Genomic DNA, 26809 nt, shown 5'->3' with positions numbered 1-26809 from the left:
GTGAACATCAGTAAAGCCTGATCAGACGGGAAACCAGCGAAAGATCCCCGGCATTCAGCTTCAGCTTCACCCCGTTGGGATAAATGAGCTCCAGATCTCTCCCCGAAGATCCGACAGTTCCCGCATCAACTCTGAAAAATCCATTTAGCTGATCTCCGCCCATCTGCTCTTTGTTTAACTTCCTGTACCAATAATTGAATTTGTGGAAGCCCATGCCTTTGGATGCACTGAAGTCCCTCTGGGTCATCCCACTGACCTCAAACTCTTCCAACAGTTTCAACATTTCCTGTCTCTTGTCCATATGATTGATTTTTGGACAAAGCTAATTCCACTTTGACCTCAAAAAAACATGCACTTGGACGGGTGCTTACTTTCAGCATATATCTTCCCGCTTCAATACCAGCTTTCTCTGGTTGGAAAGGAGAAATTCCTTTTGCAATTTCATCTGCATTCACAAACTCTTTACAGTCCAGGATTTCAGGCAAAATGGTATAGGAAGCAGTAGTTTTACCTGCTCCATTACAACCTGCTATGATGTAAAGTTTCTTCATTCAATACAAATATACACTTTACTATCTAATCATCATTTTAACCAATCCATGAAGACAATATTTGGTGCGATAACTTCTAATAATCTTGCTGAGAGAAAATATTACTTAGTTAACTCCTCCATTACCTCTTTTAAAACCAAAAACACCCTACTCCGGTTGCAACTATCGTTGATAGGGGAAGCAAAAGCGCTCATCTGACCGCTTTTCTTATTTATACCTCACTAATGTTTTTCAACTGAAATTATACAAGGTAAGATAGCCAGGATAGTAAGTGATTTAAGGTAAACTCGATACCGCCTATTTTCCTTTAAAATTAATGTATCCTTGCGAACGAAATATGTCCGATTTTGGCCACCTTCTTCAAATAAAACCCCTTCTATTTTGATTTTTAAAGGTTTTTCATAGCTGGCACAGGTTTAGCCAAACTGATTTTGACAATTATTATGACCGAAGAGTCGAAAGCAAATTTACTAAACCAACAAATTACATTTATTATGAAAAATTTAACTTTAAAACTAATGTCATTGGCATTGTTTACTGCTATTTTTTATAGCTGCCAAGAAAACGAACAACCCTTTGTTCATCCAATTATTGGGGAATGGGAATCCGATGCAGGGCAACCATTTATTCAATTGTATCTGGAAGGGGTTGAAAAAACACCGTCTGAATTCGGGATGGAAGTGTTTCAATTGAATGAAACCGATGCACGAATATTTATGGAGGAATACCTCCAAAATCAAGTGCTAGGGCCAATCAATTTAGGAAGCGGTAAAATCGTGTTTGATGGAAATAACTCATTTAGAACCTCTGGATCTCAAGGCATTTGGTCTTTATTTAATTCAGATACTCGTCTCAGATTGAAAGCAGAAAACCTACCACTGGACCAGTACGACTTCGATATCCTGACCTTGTCTGCGAATAAACTGGAATTAAAATTCGATGCTACCTTTGAGTTGATCGAAGAAGGGGCAAATGAAGTCTACAACTTTATGGTACTAATCAACCTGACTAAGTGATAAAACATTTAAAATTCGGAGTGATAAAAGCTGGGTACGCGCCCAGCTTTTTTTACATGATGCATTTAAAATCGCTTTAATTAACTTCGGGTTATTGTATTTTCAAAAAATTATTCTTCAATATGGAAAACCTCTTCTTTTTCAGTGGATCCATTACCACTTTTTTTATGATCCTTTTGATGAGCAAAAGAGATAAAGCGATTTATGATTGGTTTTTAATTTGGTGGTTTTCCATCATCCTGTTCCATGTTTTTGTATTTTACTTATCTGCAAACAACCGCTTCTCCTTCTCATTGGAACTCAGCAGCGCTGCCGTTTTTCTCAATGGTCCGGTTTTATGGCTTTATACAAGAAGTTTATTCGATAAAAGAGTTTCATGGAAAAAAGTCGTTCACTTTTTGCCATTCGTTATAAACCTGGCCATCATTGCTCCCTATGCGCTTTAAAATACACTGGCTCCTTTTTCTGATTTTACCCGTACTATTCTTGCTTGGGCAAAACTAGGGAGTATATTGATTTATTGCCTTTGGTCAATTCATATGATCAACAAAACCCTGAGATTTGCAGAGGATAATTTTTCTAACATCGAAAGTCAACATTTGGCGTGGTTAAAAATGGCTTTAAAATCTGTACTCTTTTTGTGGTTTATCGGATTTTTTAGTCAGCTCGCAGTGATCACAGACCTTTTTACACTGGATCTGGCCAATGAAGATCTATTCATCAATATCGCAGTAAGTATCTTGGTAATTTATATGGGGTATTATGGTTTTAGACAGGCTCCTGTTTTTCTGGGGGTTTCCATGTTCACTTTGGCTAAGCAGGCCGAAAGTGACCAAGAAGTTATGATGGAAAAATATCATCATTCACCCCTGGATGAAGCTTTGGTCAAACAGTATGCAAAACTTTTGGAGGAATTAATGGCTGAAAAGAAACCATATATAGATCCGGAATTGAACCTTTCAAAATTAGCAGCTGAACTTAACCTTAGCACCAATCAACTTTCCCAAGTCATCAATCAGTTTTACAAAAAGAATTTTTATGAGTACATCAATTCATACAGAATTGAAGCGGTAAAAAACAGGCTAGCAAATGGAGACCAAAAAACCACAACGCTTCTGGGGATTGCGCTTGAGGCTGGCTTTTATTCAAAAGCGACCTTTAACCGGTTTTTTAAAAAGTACACCGGACAAACTCCTTCTGAATATCTCAAGGTGCAAAAAACGTAAATAAATAAATTTTTTCGGATCAAATCGGTTTCATCCTACCTATTGCAACGCTTAAGAATAGTCTGCTCTCAATATTTGTACCCTAAAAAAGCATAAATAATGAAACAAAAATTGTATTTCCGGAACCTCGATATCGCCTGTTAAGTAAATATCTGTTACAATTTCTTTGTCGGAAAAAATGAAGCATTTTTTTGCAACACCTTTAACAATGATAAAATTGTCCTTGCAAATTTGTCCTTCTGCAAGTAAGTAAGAGTTTTTCTTAACCGTTTTAGGTTGAAACAATGACTGAATTATTGTAGCTTTTTCTAGCTTGATAGTACGTAAAAAATTAAAGTAATCTAAACTGTCAGTCATAAAATTCTTAAATATTCTAGGTGGTACCTATAAGGTTTCCGCCAACGTTCCTAATATTTCCACTGTTGGGGATTTGTGGACTTCTCACCCATCCACCGTGATGAAGCCCACGCGGAGCTGTGACCGCCAAATTAATACCAAGCCCCGCTATTGCTGGCTATACCATGTTAGGTGCTTTTATTTCTTTTATCACATCACTTAGATCTTGTTTTAGTTCTTCAAATGTGAAAATCTCAAACGGAAATTTAATTCCTTTAATTTCTTTTTCTTCGTTTAAAATTATTCTTGCGAAAGCAATTGTGCAAGATGCGGTCGCTTCATAATCGGAAGTCAGTACAATTGATATTTCATTATTTGAACTCTTGGCACTTAATCCAATAAATTCATTTTTATCTCCTTTATTTTGTTTTGTGATAAGAGAGCTTAAAACTCTACTTATTTGGGGATACTTAAATAGTTTAAGGAAGCATAAATTTTTCAAAATACTAATAATCGTGTTCAAGCTTGGTCTGTCGAAAGAAGTCCAATAGTTAGATTTAATTCCATATTCTTTTAAGTAATCTCTTTCTATGAAGTTTGCAAGTCTATGGGTTTTTATGCCAAATGGTTCAGGATATTCAAATTTCTTCTTGTATGAATATCCCGAATGTTTTTCAATAGTTACTTCCTTTAATAATTCCACATCCTTATCAAATATCATTAACATATCAGAAACACCTGATTTCCCATTCGTTCCATTACTTGATTGAAGTAATCCTATGTCAATAGGTTGATTTTGCAGTGAACTTTCATAAATTTCTTTTGCTAAAATCCCGGACAGTCCAGGAAATAACCCCCCCATAATTAATTGTATGGTCTTAATCCCCTGTATTCTGTTTAGCTCTAAAGTTTTGGAAATAAAACTCGGTTTAACTGACAAATCAATACTGTTAATTCCTTTTTCAATACATTGTTTTTGAATTAATGGCACTTCCTGTTGAATGGCAACAATAACCAAATCAATATCAATTAATCCACTTCTTATGCTTTCTTCTGAGCTAATGTCAATTACTTTTGACAGCGGTTCATTTCCAAAAGTACTCTTGATTTGTTTTTTTTGTTGATTCAATCTAACTTCTTTGTAATCAGAAATTACAAGATTTTCAACACCAAAAGCCGTAATCGCCTTTTCCAAAATATGTCGTCCAAGTATTCCATTGGAACCGATTATTAATATTTTCCTGTTCATATTTCGATTATTCGGCCTATTTATCATAATTGCACCTAACGTAATCTATCTGTCTAGAAAAATCAAACTTAGTTTACCAATTTTAAGAAATAAGTCTGAGTTTTCCCAACTATAAACTTAACGCATCAAAGGGAATTACAATCGATCGGAGACAAATCGAATTAAAATGAGAAATGGTTTTACGTTTAGGTTTTTTGTATTTTTATTTTGGCTAAATTAAAATTTAAATAACAGATCAAATGGCTAAACCTATCAAATACGGATTTTTAAGCCAGTTCATACTGGCTTTATATTTTATTGTTTTCACCTCTCACTGTTATCCCTCAAAAAAGGAAAGTCATGTAGACTTAATCCATACACCAACTTTAGCAGCATCTCCTTCACGAAATCCTCATCATGGTTTTGAGTGGGAAAAGGTGTCAGGTGCTGGTATTGAATTCTGGGCACAAAAAAATGAAACTTATCAGGTAGCTATCAGCGAAACTCTCCCGGGGGCAATGGTTGAAATGCTGGTTGACGGGGAGCCTGTTGCCATCGGTTTGGCCATACAGGTCTTTCATCTCAAAAACCAAAAAATTGAAGATGTTTTAGAGTTTCTTCAAGAGGATGAAAACTGGGATGAAGCTGAGCAATGTGAATTTAGGCTAATTGAATCCAATAGAGATGGAGTAGAAAGGTATGTCCTACAACCAAGTGGAACCGCATTGGAAACATATCAATTGCGGGCCTCTCAAGAACCTATCAATTTTGTCTGTAGCATTTGGGGAATGGCAAATAGTGGAATCCGCTACTTTGAAATCCACAAATCCAATCCGTCGATTGCTTTATTCCTGGAAATTGGTCAAGAAGCACCTTTATTTGATGAACAGACGATTGTAGTTAACAAAATGTAGTTATTAATTGGATTAAAACACCTATATTTTTGAACTATAATTAAACTTAAATTAGCTCATATGTATTGTAAAAATCTAATGGTTGTAAGTTTAGTTTTTTTGATTTTTTCTGCTTGTATAGAAAAGGAAAATAATTCAAATTTAATTACAAAAGCGGATATTGTTGGTTCCGTCATCCTTTACGATGAGGGGACTAACCAATTAGAAAAATCAGGAATGCTTGTAAGAATTCAAGGCACATCTTCCATGTTTTCTACCTTAACAGATGTTACTGGTAAATTTGTAATTAAAGACGTTCCTTTTGGAGAGTATAACATAGAATTCGAAAAAGAAGAATTTGGCACATTTAAAATATTTGCTTTAACTCATACCAATTCGGGAAAACCAACCAGTATAAATCAATCTCCTTCCTTAGGAAAAAAATCTTCTACAGAGATTACGGCACTAAGTGTAGGCGTTGAAGGTGATAATGTCATTGTTTCAATTACCACAAACCCAGCTGGGAATAATTCAAACAGAAGATACCTCAGGTATTTTTTAGGTGAAGATGCAAATCTTAGCCAAAATTTATACTCATTTTATTCAAGCGGCTACGTGGTACAGTTTAATCCATATACCATTACCATTTCCAAAAGTGACCTAGCTAAAGCTGGCTTTGTTTCTGGAAAACAAGTTTACATTAGAGCATATGGAGATTCATTTTGGGGCAATGAATACTTAGACCCTACTTTAAATCGTAAAATTTTCCCAAACTTAAATCCAAATTCTGCCGCGGCTGTTTCATTTACAGTTCCCTAGCAGCATAATTTGGATAGCTATTTTTAAATAAACTTAAATTTTATAGTTCTCCTTTATCATTTTTCAAAAGGGATCATAAAATGCCAGACTTTACAGTAGCAATATGGACGGAGTACTCTCTTTTTTGGCAAAAATTCCTCCATTTTTTCAATTCAACAATTCCGATAACGCAGGATTGATGCGAGGTAGACATTCAAATTAACAAAACCACCCACCATGGGCCAATCATACTTGTAGTGGCACTATTCTGTAAAATTAAGCTTTTCCTTAGCCACTATTTGCCATCTTTTCTGTCTGTGAACATAGAACCTTTTAGCGAATGCAGTGATAAACCTCGTCATTACACCCCCATAAATGGTTATAGAGTCTTCATAATGAATTATCCCATTACCCAAATCTTTCATTGTTACATCGTGATTCCAAACTTTTGCTCCTTTGTCCCATTCTTTGGTGGATATTGTATTGTTGTTATCATCAATTTTCTCAATGAACAAGTAATGAGTGCCACCGAAAGGGATAAATCCGAAAATCCGCATTTTTACACCATAAGTTTGACCAACTTCCCATTTTTTCGGAAATTCACTTTCGATGGTTTTGAACCTAATCATTCCTTTGGCTACAAATTCCAATAATGCGGGTGTCTTTACATTTGCCCAAGCACTATCTAAATCCATTGGTATTTCAGAACTAACAGTCAACTGTTTTCCCTTCACACTTTTGTCCTTATATTCTATAACGACCTTCTCAGTTTTTGACTTTGGCTTATTATTTTGAGCGTAACCATTTGACATTAAACCTAAGATTCCAAAAAGCAATATATTTTTTTTCATTGTCTTTTGATTTGAAGTTGAATAATAATCACAAAGCTCTTCAGACTTTGGAACGAAACCATTGATTCAAATCAAGAAACAATTTCAATTACATTATCCTTTCACGTTATGGATTGTATCCTTTACATCACCGGTTCTCTTAATTCTTCTTTTGACTCTGCTTAGTGTTTCAGGTGTCATATTCAAATAAGATGCAATCATATATTGAGGGACTCGTTGCATTAACGATGGACTTTCTTCAAGAAAGGTTTTTACCCTCGTATTGTAATCATCGTGCAATAATCTATTCGCCCTTAAAACGGATGTAACATAGGCTGATTCTGCTAATTGCCTACCGATACGTTCCCAATTCTTTGAATAGTCAAAAAGCTTATTAAGATTCCTTTTTTCAATACTATATATCAGAGAGTCTTCCAAGGCCTGAATAGGTCTTATTGAAGCTGTTTCTGTCAAGAAGCCAAAATAATCAGCCATCAGTTGAGATTCTGAAAAGAAGAGCATTATTTTTTCTTCACCATCTAATTGATAAAAAAGTCTGAATAGCCCTTTTTCAATGAAAGATACTTTGTTGGAAACCTGTCCTTCTTTTAGATAAAAAGCCCCCTTTTTTATTTCTTCTGGGATAAAAAAATCCATAGCAAAGTTGATTTCTTCGACTGTCAAGTATCCAAATGTCTTAAAATAATCTATGATGTTCATTTTTGCCAAAGGTTCTTTTTTTAGTATTACCACCAATCGGGATTCAACCTGGAGACGGCTGGCCTGTCTGACGCCACGCAGGCATTCGGATTCGTTCACTTCCAATCTACTACTGACGTATGAACGTTCAATTTACTCTGAACCGCCCGCTGTATCCAAGGTGATGGTCAAGGTGATGTTGGCGGTTCGTTGTTTATTCAATATCATTTGTTATGTAACCATTTTCAAGTTCTACCAAGTCAAGTTTAATAAATTCTTGAAGATGCTTTGAGTTTAAATGGTCATTGAATGATTTTTCATTTTCAAAACATTCCCAAATAATTATTTTTGTCGGGTCATTTTTCAATTGCTTCATGTCAAATGAAATATTACCACTTTCCAAAAGTGTCTGGTTTCTCAAATTTTTGAGTTGAGCAATAGCAAAGTCAATATTTTTTAAGTCTTTTATTTTTAAAATTCCTGTTGAGTAAAAATTTTGCTTTGCTTTTTTTGGTTCTATTAAGTCCCAAAGATTACCATATAAATCCTCAAAAACGGCTACTGTCCCATAGTCTTCAAAACTTGGTTCTCTAACAATCTTTATTTTTTTGTCTATAAGGTTTTGATAGTCTCTTTTGAAATTGTCGGTATTCAAAAAAAGAAAAACTCGTCCACCTGTTTGGTTTCCAATTCTGCTTTTTTGCTCTTCATTTACTCCTTTGGCTAATAATAAAGAACATTCGTTTGCACCTTTCGGCCTAACCAAAACCCAACGTTTTGTGTCAGTAAGAATAGTATCCTCAATTAAAGTGAAATGTAATTTTTGAGTATAGAATTCAATTGCCTTGTCATAATCGTCTACAATTATTGCTATATGAGTTAAATTTTGTTTCATTATGTTTGTCTGAATATTCTTTATGATGTTGACTCGGTTTTTTACAATGACCGCCAACGGCAGACCCCCGCCATGAGGGCGCCTGACGGGATTCAGCTTGGAGACGGCGGACGTTTGCAACACTTCCCTTTGAGACTACTTGAATCGTTAACAATATACGAATCTCCTTCGTTCAACGAAACTGTCCCCTGTGTCCAAAGTGATGTTATAGTGCGTATTTCCCTTTTCAGAGCTCAATGGAGATTTTCACCTTCCCACCCAATCCCTTTTCAACTATTTCATAAAGGGTTTTCAGTGTTAGATTACTTCCATTGTTTTCAACTCTTGAAATATAAGTTCTCTTTTTATCAACTAATTCCGCTAATTGCTCCTGGGTTAGATTCTTATCCTCTCTTGCCTTTTTTAATAGCAAACCAATTTTGAAAGACTCAAAATCCCTTTCTAATTCATCCCTGCGTTCGGTTCCTTTGACTCCATACACATCATCTTTGATCTCTTTCCAGCTCTTCGTATTCATTTCTTTTTCTTTTTACCTTTTTGAACTTTTTCTGTCTGGGCTTTTAAAAAGTTCTCAAAATGGTCCTGATAAGCAATGACTTCTCTTACTTTTCCCATAATACAAATGGGACTTTAAAGTTACTATTTTCAAAATTAAAAAAACTGATTGTCCTAGGTTTGGGGTTCTTAATATGCACTATAACTTATCTATCTGTCTGGAAAAACCAGACTTAGTTTACCAATTTTAAGAAATAAGTCCCGCTTTTCCCAATTTTAAACTAACCTCTTTGGTATGAAAAATTATCAAGCAAAGACCAATCGAACTAAAATGGGAAACACCTACCAATTCAGGCCTTTCAATTCAAAATTGAAAATGTTTTAGAAATTTTTCAAAAAGCCACCCTCAAAGACAAATTCACAAATAAATTTTCCTGAAAAATAGGATTGGCATACGCTCCCCAACGGTAATATGCTCCAATCCCTATCCCCTGAAATCCAAATCCTGAGCGGTATTTGATCAGGTTTTGGAGCTCAACTCCCGACTCCCAATAGCCTTGCTCCATGGTCTGAAAAGGAAATGCTTCTTCTCCAAAAGAATGATTCACGGATCCTATCGCAAAACCCTGCACCAAATTGAGTTGAGGGGCCATAGACATGATATTTAAATCATGCTGAAAAAGCGGTCCCGTTAGATAGGAATAATTCGCATAGATAGCCCTATCGGAAAAGAATTCATAAATCCGCATGGTTTGGAAATATGCCGGAAGACTAATTGAAAACGATCGCTCCTGCGGTTGAATACCAAAACCTGTATTGAAATAGGAAATCGGAACCTCCGCCCCCCAAACACTCATCCCCTCCACATTCAGCTGATGGGTAGAAACACCCTTCCTCCATTGGTGCTGTGTCTTGAAAGCCAGCCTCCAAAAATCAGCCGTCCCATTGAATACATCAGGAATGGCACGAGAAGCATGGAAATTGAAAACCGGATAGCCAATAGGACCGGGGATGATTTGCCTGCCTACCTTGGATGTTTGCTCTTTGGCCACATAGCGAAGATTCAAGCCAACTTCTGTAGCTTGAAACGACTGAAACATTCGCTCAAGATCTGGCATCTCCAAATTGGATGTCCAAAGAGGTGTTCGACTTTCACTACTTGCTGTCAATCCCAACCTCCACCGATGGAGTGGCAATTGCGAAAACTCAATGTGATACTTTTCAACAGCATCCATCTTTTGAGCCAAAAAAGCCCTGAACAGATCACTGGAGGTTGCAAAAGTTCGGGTACGAACAAAAGGATTGATTCCGATTTCAGCTATATCCTGACTGTAAGAAAACCGAATGCGGGATTCAAGCGGATCATGGAAGAGGATACTTGTTCCCAATCCATATTTCCAAGCTTGATCACGGAATCCATATCTGAAATATCCATCCAATTCAAAATGTCTAGAAAACTCTTGATTCGTAGCAAGCCCCATCCCCAAGGCTAATCCTTCATACTGATTGATACGAAATAAATGGGCACTCAATACATCTACTTTTCCTAGGCTTACTCTTCCTGTCAACAGTTGTGAAAAAACACGCACTACATTTCGGGCTCTTCGGAGGTTTTTCGCATCCATTTCCTCAAATCTTGAAAAAGCCCGTAGTTCTGCAACTGTCAGTGAATCTCTTCGGAATTGCGCCATAGGATATCGCTCATTTTGAATATCATAAATCAACCCAACTCTGGAGATTTCTTTCATAGGAATTGCTTCATTCAACCGAACATCAGATATAAAATTCTGGCTCACCAACTTCATGGGACTGCCATTAATATCAAAATTCTTGAACAGATAGATACTGTTAATTTGCTCAGGAAACCAATGTTGCCCATCCCAACGGTTTTTCTGTTGCAGCTCGAATTGCAGGTTACTTTGATTATTGGTGGTACTAAACACGATGTTTTCAAGCGCATAGTTATGCCTGGAAATCGTCATAAATCCTCTCCCTAACAAATAACCTTTGGTCTCTTGAGGCTGAAAGCTGATGACATAAGCGGTTGTCCCATTGGATTGAATGCTATCTTCCAAAAAATAATCATATTTTCTAAAGCCATCACTTGTCAAGGGATGGAGATAGGGTACTTCCAGAACTGTAAGATAGTCCTCATAAAATGAAAACGGTTGGATCGTACTCGATACCAGCGCAGTCATCAAACTCTGAAGACCGGATATCTGAGATGCTTTGACCTTCTCATGCCTTCGGCCTGGTTTTCTATACGTAACTTCGGATAAACTTTCGGATACCAACAAATGTCCTCCATCAAACAAGGTGTCAAAACGCGTTCGTCGAATACCATCCTCACTGATCCCATCTACTGTAAAAATCATCTTATCGTAAGACTCATACCGATAGCTTTTCAAATTAGAAGGATCATTAATGTTTTTGTTAGCAATCGCTTTTCTCAATAGTGGAAAAGCAGGGTTTTCTCCTGCTAAAAAGAGAAATTCCTTGAGTTCAACCTGCTTGGATTCCATAAAAATCCGACCATCTGCTCTAAGTTGGTTTTTCCCTAATTTCAACTTCACATAACCGACATGAGAGATCACCAAGGTATCAGCACTCGACTCCCATTTTAATTGAAATTCCCCCAAAATATCTGAGACCACCCCTTGAGATTCGTATCCACTCCAATAGACATGGGCAAAAGGGATCGATTCATCGGTTTTGTCATGGAGTACTTTGCCTCTGAGCATAGAGCCTTCCTGGGCCATGGACTCCAGGGAAAAAGTCGAACATAGAAAAAACATCAAATAAAAACCCAAACACAGCCTTATACGCATAAAATCCTTGCAATTTAAAATAAGCCTACCACTCAAAAGCGGTAGGCTATCTACATTAATTTAATCCAAGAGACTTACTTTTTTCACATTATCTCCAGGCACCCTGTCAATCAAATAATTGTACGGATCTATCCCCACAAAATGGGGTTTTTCCTTGGTTCTGAATTTAAATGTATTTCCCTCTTGGGTAACTTTTAAACGTTCATAAACTAAAGGGTCACCTAAAAGGTTTTTATTTTCAGTAAATCCAAAAACCCCGACATCAATAAAATCTGCAATAGGTATAGCTGTTTCCTTCCCTAAAGAGTCTGATCTGAATTTCTTGGACTCAGTGGTAAATTCAACAATGTACTCCTCTCCTTCCTGCGTATAATTCGCATCCAATACCCGGTTAGAAAATAAGGTAATATTGAGGAATAAATCGTCAATCACATACTGTAAGCTATCAGGAGTGTGCGCTCTGAAGACCCTTACCGCATCCATAGAAGTAGGATAAGGTGGCTTCTGATGCTTAAACTCTTCAATAAGCTGCCGAAGTGCTGCATTTACCTGAGCTTCACCGATCATTTCTTTGAGGTAATACATGGCTACGGAACCTTTTTCGTAGTGAATGTAACCTTGCTGTTCGGTTTCCACAAGTGGTCTTTCCGCCACAAATTCACTTCCCCTTCCTCTCAGGTAACCATCCATTTCGTATCTGAGGAATTTTCGCATTTTATCCCTGCCGTATTCCTTTTCCATGACCATCAAGGCTGAATATTGCGTAATGGCTTCCATCAACAATTCGGCACCTCTCATATTGGCAGCGATGACCTGATGGGCCCAATACTGATGGGCAGTCTCGTGGGCAGTCACGTAAAATACCAAGTCGATATCATCCTCTGTAACTTTTCGAAGATCTGTAATAAAACCGATACGCTCACTGTAAGGCATGGTTCCCGGAAATGACTGCGCAAAACCAGCATATCGCGGGAATTCCACAATCCTTAGCTGACTGTGATCATATGGACCAAAATGAGCAGTATAGTAATCCAGAGACTGGGACATGGCGCTGATAAAATTCGGGATATTGTATTCGTGGCCTGGCACATAATACACTTCTATAGCCACATCCTTCCATCGCTCCCTCTCCACTTGATACGCAGCAGAAAGGAATGAGGTAAAATGCACTGAGGGTGCCTCTTGTTCGTATTGGAAGTATTTTCTTCCATTTTCTTCCCATTCCCGCACTAGTTTTCCTGGACTCACAGCAATCTGATTGGGTGATGTTCCTATGACTGACTTCACTGTGATCCAATCACTGTCCTTTCCTATGTAATGAAAATTCCGTGCCTCTAGGTTGTTTTCATCCAAAACCGGCATGCGTTTCTTCTCTGGAAGTCCTCTTTTCCGTCTTTTGTTACGATCAGATAATTCATTGCTTGCCTGATAGCCAAAGCTAGGAACCATTTCATAGGAGTAAAAAAAGCTGCCATTTTTTAAAATACTGGTATTGGTAACTCTATTCTCAAATCCCTGAGTACGCTTTTCTCCCGAGACCTTCATGGTAAGTTGCTCCCCAGGCTGTAAAGGCCGGGCCAACTCATAAATCCGGTAGCCCAATTGATCATCATCCAGTTGAATACTCGCTCCTTCAATGCTGATTTCAAGTTTATCTTTCGAATCAGTCATCGTAAAATGAAGTTCACTGATCGGCCCATCTGTCCTATTTTCCATCACGCCCACAACCTCAAAAGTCAGATCCCTATCCTCAGGATATAGTTCAATACGATAATCCATGCTAACCCACTTGGGCTGAGGAATATTCTCGTGTACCTTATACGTTTCCTCATAAGCTACCCGAATATCTTCCCATTCCTTGCTTGTTTTGTAGGTGTTCAGGACTTGGGTATTGTAATAAACATGTGCACCTATGGCCAGGAAAGCAGCAATGAATACGAAAAAGACAGCCTTCGAACCTACAAATCGCTCCTGTGCATCTTTCCACCTGCCTGCTAGGGCAGTAGTCTTCCCTCTCATAAAAAACAAATAGGCTACATACACTAATAACAATGCAAAAGCACCCCAGTAAGCCTGAAACCAAGCAGTAGCCGTGGCCCATGGACCAAAGCCGTTGACATCCGAATATGAACCCCTTGAGACAGCACCGTAACTGACCATCAAGGATTCTATTTTAAGCAGTTCAAGTACATAGTCGGAGGCAATAATAAACACCACAAAAACAAAATAGGCTATGTAACGATTGTTGATCAGGTAATGGAAGAATACAGCCAATACCGTCAGGTAGGTGAAAAACAAGAAGTCATTGACCAATAAAGAACGGGCATAAACGCCCAATTCAAAGTTGAAATACCCATAAAAACTCTGGGCAATAATACCAATGACAATGGTCGTCATCAGAATCAGCTGGACACTGATCAATAAAGCAAGTATCTTAGATGAAAGAAAAAAACCTGTCGCAGCCGGCGTGGCATCCTTGATCTCATCCAAATGGGCATCTCTATCCCTCCAAACCAATACACCGGAATAGAAGATAATGATACCGATAAGGAACAAATAAAATGCTCCTGAAATGCTGTCAATCACATCATAGGTCAGTGGATAATTACTACTGCCATACCTGCCCGTAAAAAAGGTAAGCCCCGTAATGAGATTGATAATACCAATAATCAGGATAATCAGAAATGTTTGATTCTTGACAATGGCTTTCAACTCAAACCATACAAGTCTTCCAAATACAGCGAAAGAAAATTTATTCCCGCTATCGATGGTCACAGCAGGCCTCTCCAATACCGCTGAGCTCTCTGATAACTCTTTGGTTACCTTTTTTTCTTTCTTGACCTTTTCATTCTTTTGCTGAAAGGAAAACCGCGTGTATAATAACAACAAGAATGCAGCAGCTACACCTACCCACACCAGCCTATTGATCAACAAGTCTCCTTTCAGGAACACAGCCGTGGTATTCAATTCCTCTACAGTAGCATATTTATTGGCCAGCCCAACCGGATAAAAGCCGAACGGGTCCAGTAAATTGGCTAACCATTCCTTTTCTATATCTGCAATGAAATTACCCGCAATGGCATAGAGCACCAGTAAACCCATGGCTCCGATATAAGAGACCATGTTATTCCGAAACGTTACCGCAAGCGCAAAAGTCAGTACACCAATGATAAAGGTATTGGGAATCCCGAAACTGAGAAATCCCTGAATATGCCCTTCCCAATAAACAGGCCCAAACCTATTAGGATCAGCCCAAGGCATTAACGGGCCGACCAAAGCCCCTACAGAAATCCCCAACAAAGGGATCAGGGCAATCAAATACGCTCCTAAAAACTTACCAAAGAAATAGGAAGAACGCTTGATGGGATAAGAAAAAAGGATTCCTGAAAAACCCGATTCAAAATCTCTATTGGCGGTAGCATTCATAAAGGCGGTAGTCATCAACAAAGCAATCAAGGACATGATCCCATAGTATTGTTGTATAACAGACGGGGCATTTTTCTTGACACTTGTACTTGCGCCTCCAATCTGAATATCATCACTGCTGACCGCACCAAATACCAATAGTCCGATTATCAGGAAAAAAATCCACAACATGGGACTCTTGATCCAGGTTTTTAGTTCTTTTTTTAAGAATACAAACATGATATAGGGGTTTAGACCAGTTGATTGATTTTAGCAAAGAATACATCTTCCAAGTTTGCCTCCGCTTTGACAAAGTCATTGGCCGGCTCTTCTTCAGCAAACACATGAATCAATGGTTTTCCTCCCACCAATTTATCTGAGATTACCGCATAGTTTTCTCTGTATTGCGGAAGCATTCCTTTTTCTATACTTTTTTCATACACCTTTCCTTCAATCAACTCCAAGGCTTGATCTACACCACCATGATAGAGGACCTCGCCTTTATTCATGATTGCCATTTGTGTACAGAGTTCGCGTACATCCTGTACAATATGTGTGGAGAGTATCAAGATGGCTTCCTCTCCTATTTCACTTAGCAGGTTGTAAAATCTATTGCGCTCTCCCGGATCCAAACCTGCGGTAGGCTCATCCACAATAATCAATTTGGGATTCCCTATCAAACACTGGGCAATTCCAAAACGCTGGCGCATACCTCCTGAGAATGATTTCACAGCTTTTTTTCGATGTTCGAAAAGATTTACTTTCTGCAAAAGGTAGTTTACCAACGCTTTTCTTTCGCCGGTATTTTTCACCCCTTTCAATAGTGCCAAATGATCCAATAACTCCACTGCTGAGCTTCGTGGATACACTCCGAATTCCTGGGGGAGATAGCCCAATACCTGCCGAACTTTATCTTTCTCATTTAAAACATCAATATCACCTAAGCGAACATTCCCGCTGTCTGCATCTTGCAGGGTAGCAAGTGTACGCATCAGAGAGGATTTCCCGGCACCATTGGGCCCAAGGAGTCCAAACATTCCCTTGCCTATGGTCAGGCTAACATCCTTCAGGGCATGTACCCCATTGCCGTATTGTTTGTTGAGGTTGTTGATTTCTAATTGCATAAGATTTTGGTTATAGTGTTACTATTTAATTAAGGTGAGAATATGCCAGAATATAGTATTGAAGCGACACCCTATTGCAATAATTTAATATCTGTCTACTTTAGATGAGATTTTGAGCACCATTAATTTCGCTCTAACGTTGTTTCTACTTTTTCACCCTGTTTATTGACGGTGGTGATGATCAATCGCTCTTTATCTTGAAATATTGGGTTTGAATTGATAAAATCACAGAGGTCTATAGACGCAAAACTCACCCCATCCACGGCGAGTATTTGGTCTCCAATTGAAATTTTTTCAGAAAGCTCAGTACTCCAGACCGATCCAATATACAAGCCCTTATTTTCAGGAAAATAGGATATGGGAAATTTGTATAAATGCTCTGAACTTAATTTAGCCGACTTAAATGGGTCGAAGTAAAATTTTTTATTCTTGTAATCTATTGTAATCAGGCCCAAGTCTAAAATCTTGCTTCCTATACTTGAGTTGTTACCTTGGGTTGTCTCTACCAATATATTATTGAATTTAAAACCATTCAAATCTAATTCTGGAAGTAATAGCCTGTGATGAAGCTCCTCTTTTGCCATGCCAAATAATCCCATCGTATTGATTGCTTTGGAGCTGGCTTTAGGTTCAAAAATATCATAGCGCTGGAATACTTCATAATTAGGTAAAGCTAAATCATACAGGGAATTAACACCTAAGTCTAGCAGCACTTGATGTTTAATTCCTTTCTTTTTATTTTTAAGAAGTAAGGATATATATGGGCTACTCTGAGCATCCAAAACTAAATCCGAAGCTTTCTTTGGGTTAATATTCAACGCTTTTTCACTACTTGAAATGATAAGTGTGCTTGTTAAACCGTTAAGTTGAATTACGGAATTTCTAAGAAGATTACTCCCAATAAATCCATCTACTCCAAGGCAGGTGAAAATATCGTTTGGTTCAATAACCAATGCGGGAATATCATTGAATTCAATTGGCCCAATAGCGATGTTATTTAGCCTAACCACAGCTAATGAATCGGCCTGTTGATTGATATCGGTGATAGTTATCTTTGAAATAGATGATGGATTAAGCTTTTTGGATAGTCTTTCACTAATAGCCGTAGGGGCTCCAGTGTCAAGGATAAACCTATAAGGTTCATTATCTAAAGTCACAGGTAATATGATCTTTCCGTTGATATTTTCAAAAGTGATTTCAGTAAGATAATCTTCAATAATGGCATTTCCCTTATTGAATGAAAAGCTATCCTGGCCCATGCTTGAATTAACCCCTAGGATAACAAACAAGGTAAAAAGACCCAGTTTAATTTTAATTTTCTTCATGATGTATTTTTTTATACAGGATTAATTATCTATCAATTGATTGTCTTTATGTTCAAGGATATGACCAAACTCTATTTTTATTATTTTCTGTAAATGAAATGCATCATTAACTAGGAAAAACGCTATTTCCCATGAAAATCAATCTTGATTTTGATTACCTGAGGTAATCATACTGTTCGATAATGAACGGCTTGTGTCCACTTTTGGCCTGCAATTAACTGATCTCCATATCCTTGAGTATTTTCTCCGTCTGCTCAATAAAATCCCCAAATGCTTTTTTATGCATCCACTTTAAAAGGAAATAAATCAATGGCATAGTCAGTAAGGCCAAACCCATTCCTTTGAGTAAAAAAGGGACATCCATGATCAGTTCATCAGCACTAACCCCATCTCCACTCCCCCCAATCAGTAGACCTGCCAAATAAGCCAAAGGCAAGAAAATCAATGACCTGATTTCAATCATGCGTAGTGTTTTGCGAGTCAGTATCAGCTGTTCCTGTAAGGTGTTTAAGATGGGTTGATCCCAATTTTTCAACATATTATCAAATGCTTTGATGCGTTGATAAATCAGGACATGGAAATATTGAGATTTAAGAATCAATAAGCCAAGCGTCAATTGAATACTTAATGCTTGAAAGACTATCATCAAATAAACCCCTATGAAGGAAAAGACAAGCCCATATACCAAATTAGCCAGTAAGTTTTTCCGTAAAATCCTTATTGGATTTTTACTTTCATTCACTTTTTTTAAGGTCAAGGTCTCTCGGTGGATACCCTTACCCTCCTTCATGTCTCTCCAAAGGTCATCTATCTCCATGATTGCTCGCTTTTAAATGGGTGGTTATCTTTTCTTTGATCCTGTGCAGCTTTACTCCCAAATTATTTACAGAAACCCCTAAAAAGGCAGCTATCTCTGCATTGGAAAATCCATCCAAATGCATGGTAATGATGGTTTTGTTTACATCATCCAAACCTGCGATACAGGCATAGAGTAGGTCTACCTGTCTTTGTTCGGGCTTTTCAATAGCAGGAAGACTTTCCGCTGCCTCAAGATTGACTTGTTGGATTTTCCCCTGCTTTCTCTTAGAAGTAAGAATGGTATATAGTGATAGTTTATACAGCCAAGTGTTGAAAGAGGATTCTTGCCTGAATTTATCTTTGCTTTTCCAGGCCTGAAGGATGATCTCTTGCTTGAGATCATCCTTATCGGCAGGGTCAGGGACGTAAAGACCCAATAGGTGAAAAATGGTTCCCTGATGCGCATTGATTAAATGAAGAAATTCTTTTTCCCCCATAAGGTTAGCTTTACAAAGCAACCGCCTCTACGGAATATCCCTTTTGTTGTAACAAAGCTATCACGCCTAATTCACCTGGCAGATGACCCGCACCAACTGCCACAAAAGAAGCTCCTTGCTTAAACAATTCCTCTAAGGTTGGTATCCATGCCCTATTTCGGTTGTCTAGAATCTCTGCTTGATATTGATTCATCAAATCACTTGTTTTCATAAATCCATATAAACGCTCAAGATCTCCCGATACATAAATCTCCATCATTTGGTCTAACTCTTTCTTTCCTGCATCATCTTTCAATGATCGGATGATTTCTTGAATTTGAAAATCTACGGGAATATTATCAAAGATTCCCACCTGAAAGGCAGCTGTCTCTAAATCAATCACAGGCATTTCTTTTTCAGTTGCAAAACCTGCCAAATAAGTTTCCAGACTAAAAGGTACCTCACATTCCAAGAAACCCATCGTTACCATTGAGGTCAGGGTAAATGGTTTTAATACGCCCATCTGAGCTAATCCTGCTCCAAACTTGTCGGAGAGATAGGTATCCAATAATATAAAATCCTCTTCCGGTAGCTCTGTGTAGATATTTTCAAATTCAGGGTTTACAGCTAATTGCTGCATTTCCTGCAGAATTGCCGGGTTGGTAGGATTCAACTCCATTACCAAATACTTGCTTTGGGAAAGCGCTTCCTTGAAACTGGTTTTTTCCACAATACTTTGATCACATAATATGTGCATGGTGCCAAATAGGTAAGAAGGTGACTCTAACCCATTCCCACTCACCTTCCATAATAAGGTGCTTTCTTGGGCTTGAACATTGAAAATAAAGAAAATGCTCGCGATGATGAATACATACTTTTTCATAGAGGTTTTTATTGTTTTGAAATATTAGTGTCAATAGATGAGCAAATATTACATGAGCTCGAAAAAAATTTATTTATAAATTCAGCAGTCGATTATATAATGTTCACTTTTTTTGAAAACGAACTTGACTCAGAAAAAAGGCCACTAACCATCTTTAGGGTCCCTATATCCTTTTTTAATCATTTAAAAAGAAGAAAAACATAGAAATTGCCAGACCAACTTTAGCTGATGACTCCTTCCCTTCCACATAAGCAATCGTCTGCCCTGTGCGATTCTTTAAATGATTGTTTTCTACAAGCCCTAGTTGTTGATGGTCCATGGTGAAAACCTGCATACTTGCAATATACCCCAAAGCTTGACCCTGACTATTTCTTAAGGTGTCATTGGAAAATGTTGCAATCACTTGATGCCTTGAACTATAGATTAAGCCATCATTCATATACGCCAATAAAGACCTATCTGTGATTGAAAGTAACTTGGCATCATAGTTTGGCAATGTGTCTTCTTTCATTAAACTACAAGAAAGAAGAAGAAAGATGAGGATAGAAATTGTCATAAGCTTATTCATTAGTATGCGTTTTTTTGATGAAGAAGAACGAAACTTTGTTGGTGGTTTCATCATAGGTTACCATATGTTTGCTTTTATTGATATGAAAAAAATTAACTATGCCAAAATCACCCGAGCACATCGCACTGTGCAATAACAATGTGCTAAGGATTGTGAGTTGCCAATAATGATCTACAAAGAATAACAGTAGAATCAAAAAGCAGCTTATTAGCGTAAATGGCATCAAGGCTACCATGGTAAACTCTTTTCGATTAGCCACAAAATTGTTTGCCAATGCCATAAAATAGAACTTCTTGAGATTATAATCTAAAGATGTTTCTTTAGCTCCCAGCCATTTATACGCCATGACATGAATAAATTCGTGTATAGGAATCAGTATCAAACAAACTGTAAAACCAAAACTATAGTAGAATATCAAATCACCTATTGCTATATCATGCTTAGTTATAGCAATCCATGCATACACTACTACCAAAACAAAAAGACCAAGATTCACACCGTAAAAGAAAATAGAAATCAAGGACCATTTGTGAAGGCTCTTTCTTACAAACGGAATCAATTCGTCGTGCTCCAATTTCTCATAAAGGAAATAACCTGCTTTTGTTAAATCCTCGGGTTTTATTTGCATTGCCTCTGAAAACTTTTGAACCATTTACTAAACTGGAAACAAAATTAAAGGCCTACATATAGGCAAAATTGGACTTTTGCGACAAGCTATTTGACTTCCCAAATTATTTTATTCCCCTCTAATTTACTGATGCGCTTAAAAAATGTTTTTGGGCTTTTTCCTGTTAGTTTCTTATACTCTCTTATAAAATATGATTGATCATAATAATTGCTTTCCAAAGCTATTTCAGTAAGTTTTTTGATTTCTCCTTGGAAACCATCTTGAGAAAGAGAGTGTCGAAATTTAAAAATCCTTTTGTATTCTGAAGGGGTACAGGTGAGTAGTCTTTTAAAGTTCCTTTGTAAAGACTTCATCGTCAGACCACACAAATCTGCAACCTCTTGTACCGTATAATCTTTTTCAAAATCTTCTAAAAGAAGCATGGCTTTCTGTACAATAAAATCATCTATTGTTGAAAAATTTTCCAAAAGAAAAGATTCTAAAAGCTCAATCCTTTTGAATAGATCAGCCTCTAGAAACAATTTTTCTGCAAGAGTGTGCCAATGATGCAGTGGAAGTGTCTGTGAAAAATCAGACGCATATTCAATTAAATCATCTTGCAGAAAATGATTCACTCCAAGTGGTTTGAAGATGATTGCTATTTCATCGAAATCTCCTTGATAATTCACAAAAAATGGCTGCGTATATTTGCCCGTGATTTCAACAGAAACTTCATTTTTTAAATCTTCCTTTGAAGAAATTTGAAGGCAAAGGTCCTTCCTTTGTATCTCTACCCCCCTAAATAATGATATGCATGTATTAACATGGGGAAACGCCACATAACTCAACACATCTCGCTCTTCATTGACAAAGATATAGTAGTACGCTATGTATTTGCGCAAAGACTTTGATAATGGCGCTATTGTTTTGATCATATGAACTTGATTTTTATGATCGGGCACACACTATTTTATCTCAACCCTTTTACAATGAGGACAATTTTAAAGTAATAGTTTGTCCTGGTTTCCTTAGACAATATATGATTTCTTGTGGATTGTTTGATGATAATCTTACATCTGAATAGACTTCTCTTCAAAAAACTCCTAAATCTTCTTAATAAACTCACCAACCATCCCCAATCCATTTTATATTTCAAAAGATCAATATGTTTTCTTACTGGACATCTCGGATTCACAAAATATTGGAGATCTTAGAAGAAAAAATATTGCTGTTGCAGAGATGTCGCCCAAATGTCATATTTTTAAAAAACAGGTATTAATACATCAAATACTAAACCCTATAAAACTCCTCCCAACCTTTCCTAGGCGGCATACCTGCTAAAACCTGATTGGCCAATGGATTATTGACTATCTGTCTGGTTTCGCGGTCAAATTCCAGTTTAACACCCATCTGTTGGGCCATCACTCCCAGGCAAAAAACCTGACTCAGTGGTCCGGCTATTTCAAATGGAGACCTTGTCTTCTCCTCTCCTTTGCAGGCTTTAAGGAAATTGGCATAGTGGTTAGATGGACTCTGCGGCACTTCAGGAAGTTTGGACTCCCACTCCTTGGCTTTGTCCTCAGGAATAATGGACAAAGTACTTCCATGGGAGCCCCCTTTGAAAGTAAGTTCCTTGCTGTAAATGATTTTTCCCGGATTTAGTCGGGCAGGCTGAAGTTGTCCTGTGCTTGGAGGTGGGATGTTGGGATCCAACTCGGATACACCATATCCGTCAGGCACTGCAGGAATATTGTCCAAACCATCATACCAAGTGATGGTCAGAGGAGGCATTTCTCCACGGGCTGGAAACTTAAACTCCAAGGTAGTGGACATGGGGAAAAAGAAAGGATTATGTCCGGTTAATTTCACCGGATTGATTTCGTAGGGCAGTCCCAAGTCCAAAAACTCGTGGGCTGTATCTATGATATGTGCTCCCCAGTCGCCCAAGGCACCCATGCCGTAGTCGTACCAACAGCGCCATTGGCCATTGTGAAAGTCTTTGTGGAATCCTCGGGGCTGGGCCTGACTCAGCCAGAGGTCCCAATCTAAAGTTGAAGGAACCGGTTCAGCCTCTGGAAATCGGGTAATATTGGGATCCCATCCATGCCAGCGGCGGCGGCTATTCATGTGAGCTGTAATGGCCGTGACGTCTTTGATGATTCCCGCTTCTTTCCAGGTTTTGAACTGAAAATAATTGGCCTCTGAATGCCCTTGGTTGCCCATTTGCGTGGCCACCTTTGGATTTTTCTTCGCTGCTGCCACCATTAAATCCACCTCTTGGAAAGTACGGGCCATAGGTTTCTCTACGTACACATGCTTCCCTTCTGCCAAGGCCATCATGGTCGCTGGGAAATGGGAGAAGTCAGGAGTGCCAACACTTACTGCATCAAATTCTCCACCTATTTCATCAAACATCTTGCGAAAATCATGATACCTCTTGGCTTGGGGAAACATATTCATGATTTCCAATGTCTGATCGGCGCCCATATCTACATCACAAAGGGCAACGACATTACATAGGCCTGTATCATTTAAGGCTTTGATGATTTCATTTCCCCTGTTGCCAATACCTACGCAGGCAAGATTGACTTTGTCAGAGGGCGCTATATAGCCCATGGATTTACCAAAGACAGAAGTGGAAATCAAAGTGAAGCCTGACAGGCCTAAGGCAGCGGTAGCTCCGGTTTTCAGAAAGTCTCTACGGTTGGTGGACATGGTATGGTTATTAGGGTTTTTTAATCATATAGTTAAACTATTCAAAAGCCTCTACCTAATCTGCAACATTGATTTAAAGGATGAGCCATTTGAAATTTATTTCTCAATCTAGCAAGTCAATTTTTAAAATCGTAAAGAAGCTTTGAAAATCAACGGAAAGGTTTGCATAAATAAAATTCACTCAATTAATAAAACATAAACAGCCATTTAATAATGAAACAGGGTTTTATGCGCAATAAAAGTTAAATTTGAAAGAAACTAAATAAACCATAAAATGAAAAGAAGGATATTTTTAAGCTTATTGCTGTCTTTTCTGTGGCTGGGATTAACCGTTTCGGCCCAAGACAAAACCTATAACACCCCAAGCCTTGAAAATAAAGATGCATGGACCTTAGTCCTGTTTCCGGATACCCAGACTTATGTGAAGTTTAAGAGAAACCAACCAATTGTGGACCTCATGGTAAATTGGGTTGAAGAACATATTTCAACCTTGAACATCAAGTTGGTTTTGCATGTGGGTGATTTGGTTGAACATAATGCCCTGGTAAACCCTGATGGAATAGTTGGTAATCAGACAGGGACCCAGCAATGGGAAGCAATTTCTCGTTCATTCTCAACCTTGGACACAAAGTTGCCGGTAATCGCCACTACAGGAAATCACGATTTTGGGATTGCCAATATAGAAAACCGACAGACTTTTTATAACAAATACTTTCCCATTGAAAAAAATCACCATAATAAGGAGATGATACGGGAAGTTGCTCTTGATGAAGATGGCATGCCCAATCTAACTAATGCCTTATATGAATTTATTGCACCCGATGAAAAAAAGTTCTTGATTCTTGTCCTTGAATTTGCGCCAAGAGAGGCAAATTTGCAATGGGCCATTGAAGTGGTCAATCAGGAAAAATACCTGGATCATAAGGTGATATTGTTGGTGCATTCCTATTTGGATAGTAATAGCGATCATATCGAAACAGAAAATTATCCCATAACAGATGGAAACTATGGTAAAGCCATTTGGGAAAAATTAGTGAAACCGTCCAAAAATATCCAAATGGTCTTCTCTGGCCATATCGGAGCTGCGGATCAAAAAAGAGGGCATGTCGGATTCAGAACAGATACCAATGCCGGAGGCAAAAAGGTACATCAAATGACATTTAATGCACAAGCCATGGGGGGTGGCTGGCATGGAAACGGTGGAGATGGATGGTTGAGGTTGTTGGAATTTCAGGGCAACCATGTCTCAGTACGCACCTTCTCCCCATTATTTGCCATATCTCCCAGCACAAGGCATCTCGCTTGGGGAAGCGATGCTTATGCAGCCTTTACTTTTGATTTAGATTAATATAGCCAAAGGGCTATGTTCATTCATCGAAAAAAGAAAAAGAAGTATAAAGCTGCTTCATCCCTTCTGATCCCATCAAAAAAACCTACAGTCCTTCTTGAACCATCCAAGACCCTATCTGATTCCACATAACCAATTGTGCGTCTCGAAGCATCCATTACCCTCCCCTGTTCAATGTGCCCAATTGTCCTTCGGGAAGCATCAAGTACACTGCCATTTTCATAGTATCCAACGGTCCGTCGAGCAGCATCCATTACCCTATTTCTCTCCAAAAAACCAATGGTACTCCTAGAGGCATTCATGACCCTTTCGTTCTCAATAAAACCTACTGTCCTTCGGCTATTATCCATCAATCTTTGGGCTTCAGCAGCAGGGATTAAAAGCAGGACAAAAAAGAAGATTACCAAAGTTTTTATCATGATCCAATTAAGAAAAAATTTAAAGAAATTTCTGTTATTTTAAAATCTCATATAAAAATACTGAAACTGCCATTCCCATTTTAGGATCCCCGCTATGAAAACTCAAATCAAAAGAAGAAAACTTTTGCAAGCATTAGGCCTTGGCGCTATAGGAGCCAGTGCATTTCCTTGGGCTTGTACCGGTCCCGGAACTTCAGAAAACAAAGAAAAAGTCCCAATTCTACGATTTGCCTATTTGACCGATATGCATATCGAACCAGGCATTGGGGCTGAAGAGGGTGTGAAAAAATGCATTGATCATATTCTCAGCAAAGAAAAACCGGTGGATTTTTTTGTCAATGGAGGTGACCTGATCATGGATGCTTTGGGCAAAAATGAGGAGGAAACCGAAGCACAATGGGCCGTTTGGCGTAGCATCAGGACAGCCTATCCGGATTTGAAATTTTTCCATTGCATTGGCAACCATGATGTCTGGGGAAAAACACCCCATGAAGAAAAATTTCCCGGCAAGGCTTGGGTGATGAGGGAACATGGATTGGAGCGCCCATATTATACATTTGAATCAAAAGGCTGGCATTTTATTGTATTGGACAGCACCCACCAAAAAGAAGATGGGACATGGTACACCGCCAAGCTCGATACCGCGCAAAGAGCATGGTTGGAAAAGACCCTCCAAAATATTCCGGCAGACAAACCAGTTTTGATCATCTCCCATATTCCAATTTTGGGGGCTACCCCATTTTTGGATGGGGATAATGCCCAAACGGGAGATTGGATAGTACCAGGGGCATGGATGCATATCGACGCCAAATCCCTGATCAACCTTTTTCATCAGCATCCAAATGTAAAAGTCTGCATCAGTGGCCATATACATTTGGTAGAATCCTTGCTTTATCAAAATGTACATTACCATTGCTGCGGGGCAGTATCCGGAAACTGGTGGAATGACGAGCCTTATGAAATGACCCATAAAGGGTATGGTCTATTTGAACTCTTTGAAGATGGCAGTCATACATTTGAATATGTAGAGTATGATAAAAAAGCCTAAGTAAAATTATAACACCCTACCCTCCGAATACAGGTCATAGGCCGCTACCAATAATTGGTTTTCGGGGGATTGCCCATATCGGGCGTATTGTTGGATGTCACTCCGCTTTTCCGTGTAAACAGGCCGGTATTTGGCGTCCAATTCATCCCAAACGATTAACAAATAGGCGTATGGAATCTTACTTTCACGGCCCTTTTCCAGCCATTCATCAAAAAGCGATTCATCAAGAGTTTGGGGATAATCTGGTCCGTTAAACATCTATCAAAGATTGCTAAAAATATTGAGTAGTCTAAATAAG

General features: G+C 38.3%; 27 protein-coding genes. 7 read left to right on the top strand and 20 right to left on the bottom strand.

All coding sequences use genetic code 11. The annotated features are described in order from the left end of the window. Positions 1–7: 7 nt before the first annotated feature. On the bottom strand, positions 8–301 hold the full coding sequence (gene tnpA, locus B879_RS01275; protein ID WP_009183312.1) for an IS66 family insertion sequence element accessory protein TnpA: 294 nt from the start codon (positions 299–301) through the stop codon (positions 8–10). After that, a complete protein-coding gene (locus B879_RS23100) occupies positions 258–551 on the bottom strand; it encodes a hypothetical protein (RefSeq protein ID WP_009183311.1) in 294 nt (97 codons plus the stop codon). Before B879_RS23100 ends, tnpA begins: the two co-directional genes overlap by 44 nt. A 494-nt stretch (positions 552–1045) precedes the next feature. Between B879_RS23100 and B879_RS01265 the strand changes: the two genes are divergently transcribed. The 3 genes from B879_RS01265 to B879_RS01255 all read left to right on the top strand — a co-directional run bounded on the left by B879_RS01265 (position 1046) and on the right by B879_RS01255 (position 2793). Beyond that, positions 1046–1567, top strand: a complete 522-nt coding sequence (locus tag B879_RS01265; protein WP_157231486.1) for a hypothetical protein — start codon at positions 1046–1048, stop codon at positions 1565–1567. 122 nt (positions 1568–1689) lie between these two features. Continuing rightward, on the top strand, positions 1690–2013 hold the full coding sequence (locus B879_RS01260; RefSeq protein WP_009183308.1) for a hypothetical protein: 324 nt from the start codon (positions 1690–1692) through the stop codon (positions 2011–2013). A 93-nt stretch (positions 2014–2106) separates the two neighbouring features. Further along, positions 2107–2793, top strand: coding sequence for a helix-turn-helix domain-containing protein (locus B879_RS01255; protein WP_009183307.1), 687 nt, complete (start codon positions 2107–2109; stop codon positions 2791–2793). Between the two features lie 514 nt (positions 2794–3307). On the opposite strand, the gene B879_RS01245 is transcribed toward B879_RS01255, so the two are convergent. Further along, on the bottom strand, positions 3308–4378 hold the full coding sequence (locus B879_RS01245; RefSeq protein ID WP_009183305.1) for a saccharopine dehydrogenase family protein: 1071 nt from the start codon (positions 4376–4378) through the stop codon (positions 3308–3310). A 239-nt stretch (positions 4379–4617) separates the two neighbouring features. Here B879_RS01245 and B879_RS01240 point away from each other — a divergent pair, with 239 nt between their 5' ends. Beyond that, positions 4618–5271, top strand: a complete 654-nt coding sequence (locus tag B879_RS01240; RefSeq protein WP_009183304.1) for a hypothetical protein — start codon at positions 4618–4620, stop codon at positions 5269–5271. A gap of 60 nt (positions 5272–5331) precedes the next feature. Continuing rightward, positions 5332–6069, top strand: coding sequence for a carboxypeptidase-like regulatory domain-containing protein (locus tag B879_RS01235; RefSeq protein WP_009183303.1), 738 nt, complete (start codon positions 5332–5334; stop codon positions 6067–6069). A 242-nt stretch (positions 6070–6311) separates the two neighbouring features. Here the strand turns inward: B879_RS01235 and B879_RS01230 are convergent, their stop codons facing one another. The 15 genes from B879_RS01230 to B879_RS01160 all read right to left on the bottom strand — a co-directional run bounded on the left by B879_RS01230 (position 6312) and on the right by B879_RS01160 (position 23696). Further along, positions 6312–6899: a hypothetical protein gene (locus tag B879_RS01230; RefSeq protein WP_009183302.1), complete on the bottom strand. Its 588-nt coding sequence runs from the start codon at positions 6897–6899 to the stop codon at positions 6312–6314. 93 nt (positions 6900–6992) lie between these two features. Next, a complete protein-coding gene (locus B879_RS01225; RefSeq protein ID WP_157231484.1) occupies positions 6993–7598 on the bottom strand; it encodes a Crp/Fnr family transcriptional regulator in 606 nt (201 codons plus the stop codon). 193 nt (positions 7599–7791) lie between these two features. Next, the gene (locus tag B879_RS23480) at positions 7792–8472 is read right to left on the bottom strand and encodes a VOC family protein (protein WP_009183300.1); all 681 of its coding nucleotides are present in this window, start codon (positions 8470–8472) and stop codon (positions 7792–7794) included. 226 nt (positions 8473–8698) lie between these two features. Beyond that, the gene (locus B879_RS01215; protein WP_009183299.1) at positions 8699–8989 is read right to left on the bottom strand and encodes a helix-turn-helix domain-containing protein; all 291 of its coding nucleotides are present in this window, start codon (positions 8987–8989) and stop codon (positions 8699–8701) included. Positions 8990–9359: 370 nt separating this feature from the next. Then, entirely contained in the window at positions 9360–11795 is a 2436-nt protein-coding gene (locus B879_RS01210; protein WP_009183297.1) for a DUF5686 family protein, read from the bottom strand. A 60-nt stretch (positions 11796–11855) separates the two neighbouring features. Beyond that, positions 11856–15440, bottom strand: a complete 3585-nt coding sequence (locus B879_RS01205) for a M1 family aminopeptidase (RefSeq protein ID WP_009183296.1) — start codon at positions 15438–15440, stop codon at positions 11856–11858. Between the two features lie 11 nt (positions 15441–15451). Continuing rightward, a complete protein-coding gene (locus B879_RS01200; protein WP_009183295.1) occupies positions 15452–16324 on the bottom strand; it encodes an ABC transporter ATP-binding protein in 873 nt (290 codons plus the stop codon). A gap of 122 nt (positions 16325–16446) precedes the next feature. Beyond that, on the bottom strand, positions 16447–17649 hold the full coding sequence (locus B879_RS01195) for a retropepsin-like aspartic protease (protein WP_009183294.1): 1203 nt from the start codon (positions 17647–17649) through the stop codon (positions 16447–16449). A 214-nt stretch (positions 17650–17863) separates the two neighbouring features. Further along, positions 17864–18466 (bottom strand): hypothetical protein, encoded by a 603-nt coding sequence (locus B879_RS01190; RefSeq protein WP_009183293.1) that lies wholly within the window; start codon positions 18464–18466, stop codon positions 17864–17866. Further along, a complete protein-coding gene (locus B879_RS01185) occupies positions 18453–18944 on the bottom strand; it encodes an RNA polymerase sigma factor (RefSeq protein WP_009183292.1) in 492 nt (163 codons plus the stop codon). Before B879_RS01185 ends, B879_RS01190 begins: the two co-directional genes overlap by 14 nt. Positions 18945–18954: 10 nt before the next feature. Next, positions 18955–19806 (bottom strand): TraB/GumN family protein, encoded by an 852-nt coding sequence (locus B879_RS01180; protein WP_009183291.1) that lies wholly within the window; start codon positions 19804–19806, stop codon positions 18955–18957. 175 nt (positions 19807–19981) lie between these two features. After that, entirely contained in the window at positions 19982–20374 is a 393-nt protein-coding gene (locus B879_RS01175) for a 5-fold beta-flower protein (protein ID WP_009183290.1), read from the bottom strand. After that, the gene (locus B879_RS01170; protein ID WP_009183289.1) at positions 20367–21002 is read right to left on the bottom strand and encodes a DUF3267 domain-containing protein; all 636 of its coding nucleotides are present in this window, start codon (positions 21000–21002) and stop codon (positions 20367–20369) included. The genes B879_RS01175 and B879_RS01170 overlap by 8 nt, the downstream gene beginning before the upstream one ends. Before the next feature lie 86 nt (positions 21003–21088). After that, positions 21089–21916 (bottom strand): helix-turn-helix domain-containing protein, encoded by an 828-nt coding sequence (locus B879_RS01165; protein WP_009183288.1) that lies wholly within the window; start codon positions 21914–21916, stop codon positions 21089–21091. A 355-nt stretch (positions 21917–22271) separates the two neighbouring features. Beyond that, the gene (locus tag B879_RS01160) at positions 22272–23696 is read right to left on the bottom strand and encodes a Gfo/Idh/MocA family oxidoreductase (RefSeq protein ID WP_009183287.1); all 1425 of its coding nucleotides are present in this window, start codon (positions 23694–23696) and stop codon (positions 22272–22274) included. Positions 23697–23970: 274 nt separating this feature from the next. Between B879_RS01160 and B879_RS01155 the strand changes: the two genes are divergently transcribed. Then, a complete protein-coding gene (locus B879_RS01155; RefSeq protein WP_009183286.1) occupies positions 23971–25044 on the top strand; it encodes a metallophosphoesterase in 1074 nt (357 codons plus the stop codon). Between the two features lie 23 nt (positions 25045–25067). Here B879_RS01155 and B879_RS01150 read toward each other — a convergent pair whose 3' ends face one another. Continuing rightward, positions 25068–25463, bottom strand: a complete 396-nt coding sequence (locus tag B879_RS01150) for a 5-fold beta-flower protein (protein WP_009183285.1) — start codon at positions 25461–25463, stop codon at positions 25068–25070. 94 nt (positions 25464–25557) lie between these two features. On the opposite strand from B879_RS01150, the gene B879_RS01145 reads away from it, so the two are divergent. Continuing rightward, positions 25558–26511, top strand: a complete 954-nt coding sequence (locus B879_RS01145; protein WP_009183284.1) for a metallophosphoesterase family protein — start codon at positions 25558–25560, stop codon at positions 26509–26511. A 6-nt stretch (positions 26512–26517) separates the two neighbouring features. Here the strand turns inward: B879_RS01145 and B879_RS01140 are convergent, their stop codons facing one another. Then, on the bottom strand, positions 26518–26769 hold the full coding sequence (locus B879_RS01140) for a hypothetical protein (RefSeq protein WP_009183283.1): 252 nt from the start codon (positions 26767–26769) through the stop codon (positions 26518–26520). Positions 26770–26809 lie beyond the last annotated feature (40 nt).

This window comes from Cecembia lonarensis LW9 (genome assembly GCF_000298295.1).
GTDB classification, from domain to species: domain Bacteria; phylum Bacteroidota; class Bacteroidia; order Cytophagales; family Cyclobacteriaceae; genus Cecembia; species Cecembia lonarensis.
The sequence above is the reverse complement of the archived record's forward strand: the minus strand, read 5'-3'. Positions and strand labels throughout refer to the sequence as shown.

Coding starts and splice junctions, on each gene's coding strand:
- B879_RS01185 (WP_009183292.1), bottom strand. CDS start 18,944: ATGGGGGAAAAAGAATTTCTTCATTTAATCAATGCGCATCAGGGAACC.
- B879_RS01205 (WP_009183296.1), bottom strand. CDS start 15,440: ATGTTTGTATTCTTAAAAAAAGAACTAAAAACCTGGATCAAGAGTCCC.
- B879_RS01160 (WP_009183287.1), bottom strand. CDS start 23,696: ATGTCCACCAACCGTAGAGACTTTCTGAAAACCGGAGCTACCGCTGCC.
- B879_RS01165 (WP_009183288.1), bottom strand. CDS start 21,916: ATGATCAAAACAATAGCGCCATTATCAAAGTCTTTGCGCAAATACATA.
- B879_RS01170 (WP_009183289.1), bottom strand. CDS start 21,002: ATGCAAATAAAACCCGAGGATTTAACAAAAGCAGGTTATTTCCTTTAT.
- B879_RS23100 (WP_009183311.1), bottom strand. CDS start 551: ATGAAGAAACTTTACATCATAGCAGGTTGTAATGGAGCAGGTAAAACT.
- B879_RS01140 (WP_009183283.1), bottom strand. CDS start 26,769: ATGTTTAACGGACCAGATTATCCCCAAACTCTTGATGAATCGCTTTTT.
- B879_RS01195 (WP_009183294.1), bottom strand. CDS start 17,649: ATGAAGAAAATTAAAATTAAACTGGGTCTTTTTACCTTGTTTGTTATC.
- B879_RS01175 (WP_009183290.1), bottom strand. CDS start 20,374: ATGAATAAGCTTATGACAATTTCTATCCTCATCTTTCTTCTTCTTTCT.
- B879_RS01210 (WP_009183297.1), bottom strand. CDS start 11,795: ATGCGTATAAGGCTGTGTTTGGGTTTTTATTTGATGTTTTTTCTATGT.
- B879_RS01245 (WP_009183305.1), bottom strand. CDS start 4,378: ATGAACAGGAAAATATTAATAATCGGTTCCAATGGAATACTTGGACGA.
- tnpA (WP_009183312.1), bottom strand. CDS start 301: ATGGACAAGAGACAGGAAATGTTGAAACTGTTGGAAGAGTTTGAGGTC.
- B879_RS23480 (WP_009183300.1), bottom strand. CDS start 8,472: ATGAAACAAAATTTAACTCATATAGCAATAATTGTAGACGATTATGAC.
- B879_RS01255 (WP_009183307.1), top strand. CDS start 2,107: ATGATCAACAAAACCCTGAGATTTGCAGAGGATAATTTTTCTAACATC.
- B879_RS01190 (WP_009183293.1), bottom strand. CDS start 18,466: ATGGAGATAGATGACCTTTGGAGAGACATGAAGGAGGGTAAGGGTATC.
- B879_RS01260 (WP_009183308.1), top strand. CDS start 1,690: ATGGAAAACCTCTTCTTTTTCAGTGGATCCATTACCACTTTTTTTATG.
- B879_RS01200 (WP_009183295.1), bottom strand. CDS start 16,324: ATGCAATTAGAAATCAACAACCTCAACAAACAATACGGCAATGGGGTA.
- B879_RS01235 (WP_009183303.1), top strand. CDS start 5,332: ATGTATTGTAAAAATCTAATGGTTGTAAGTTTAGTTTTTTTGATTTTT.
- B879_RS01240 (WP_009183304.1), top strand. CDS start 4,618: ATGGCTAAACCTATCAAATACGGATTTTTAAGCCAGTTCATACTGGCT.
- B879_RS01265 (WP_157231486.1), top strand. CDS start 1,046: ATGAAAAATTTAACTTTAAAACTAATGTCATTGGCATTGTTTACTGCT.
- B879_RS01145 (WP_009183284.1), top strand. CDS start 25,558: ATGAAAACTCAAATCAAAAGAAGAAAACTTTTGCAAGCATTAGGCCTT.
- B879_RS01225 (WP_157231484.1), bottom strand. CDS start 7,598: ATGAACATCATAGATTATTTTAAGACATTTGGATACTTGACAGTCGAA.
- B879_RS01230 (WP_009183302.1), bottom strand. CDS start 6,899: ATGAAAAAAAATATATTGCTTTTTGGAATCTTAGGTTTAATGTCAAAT.
- B879_RS01155 (WP_009183286.1), top strand. CDS start 23,971: ATGAAAAGAAGGATATTTTTAAGCTTATTGCTGTCTTTTCTGTGGCTG.
- B879_RS01215 (WP_009183299.1), bottom strand. CDS start 8,989: ATGAATACGAAGAGCTGGAAAGAGATCAAAGATGATGTGTATGGAGTC.
- B879_RS01150 (WP_009183285.1), bottom strand. CDS start 25,463: ATGATAAAAACTTTGGTAATCTTCTTTTTTGTCCTGCTTTTAATCCCT.
- B879_RS01180 (WP_009183291.1), bottom strand. CDS start 19,806: ATGAAAAAGTATGTATTCATCATCGCGAGCATTTTCTTTATTTTCAAT.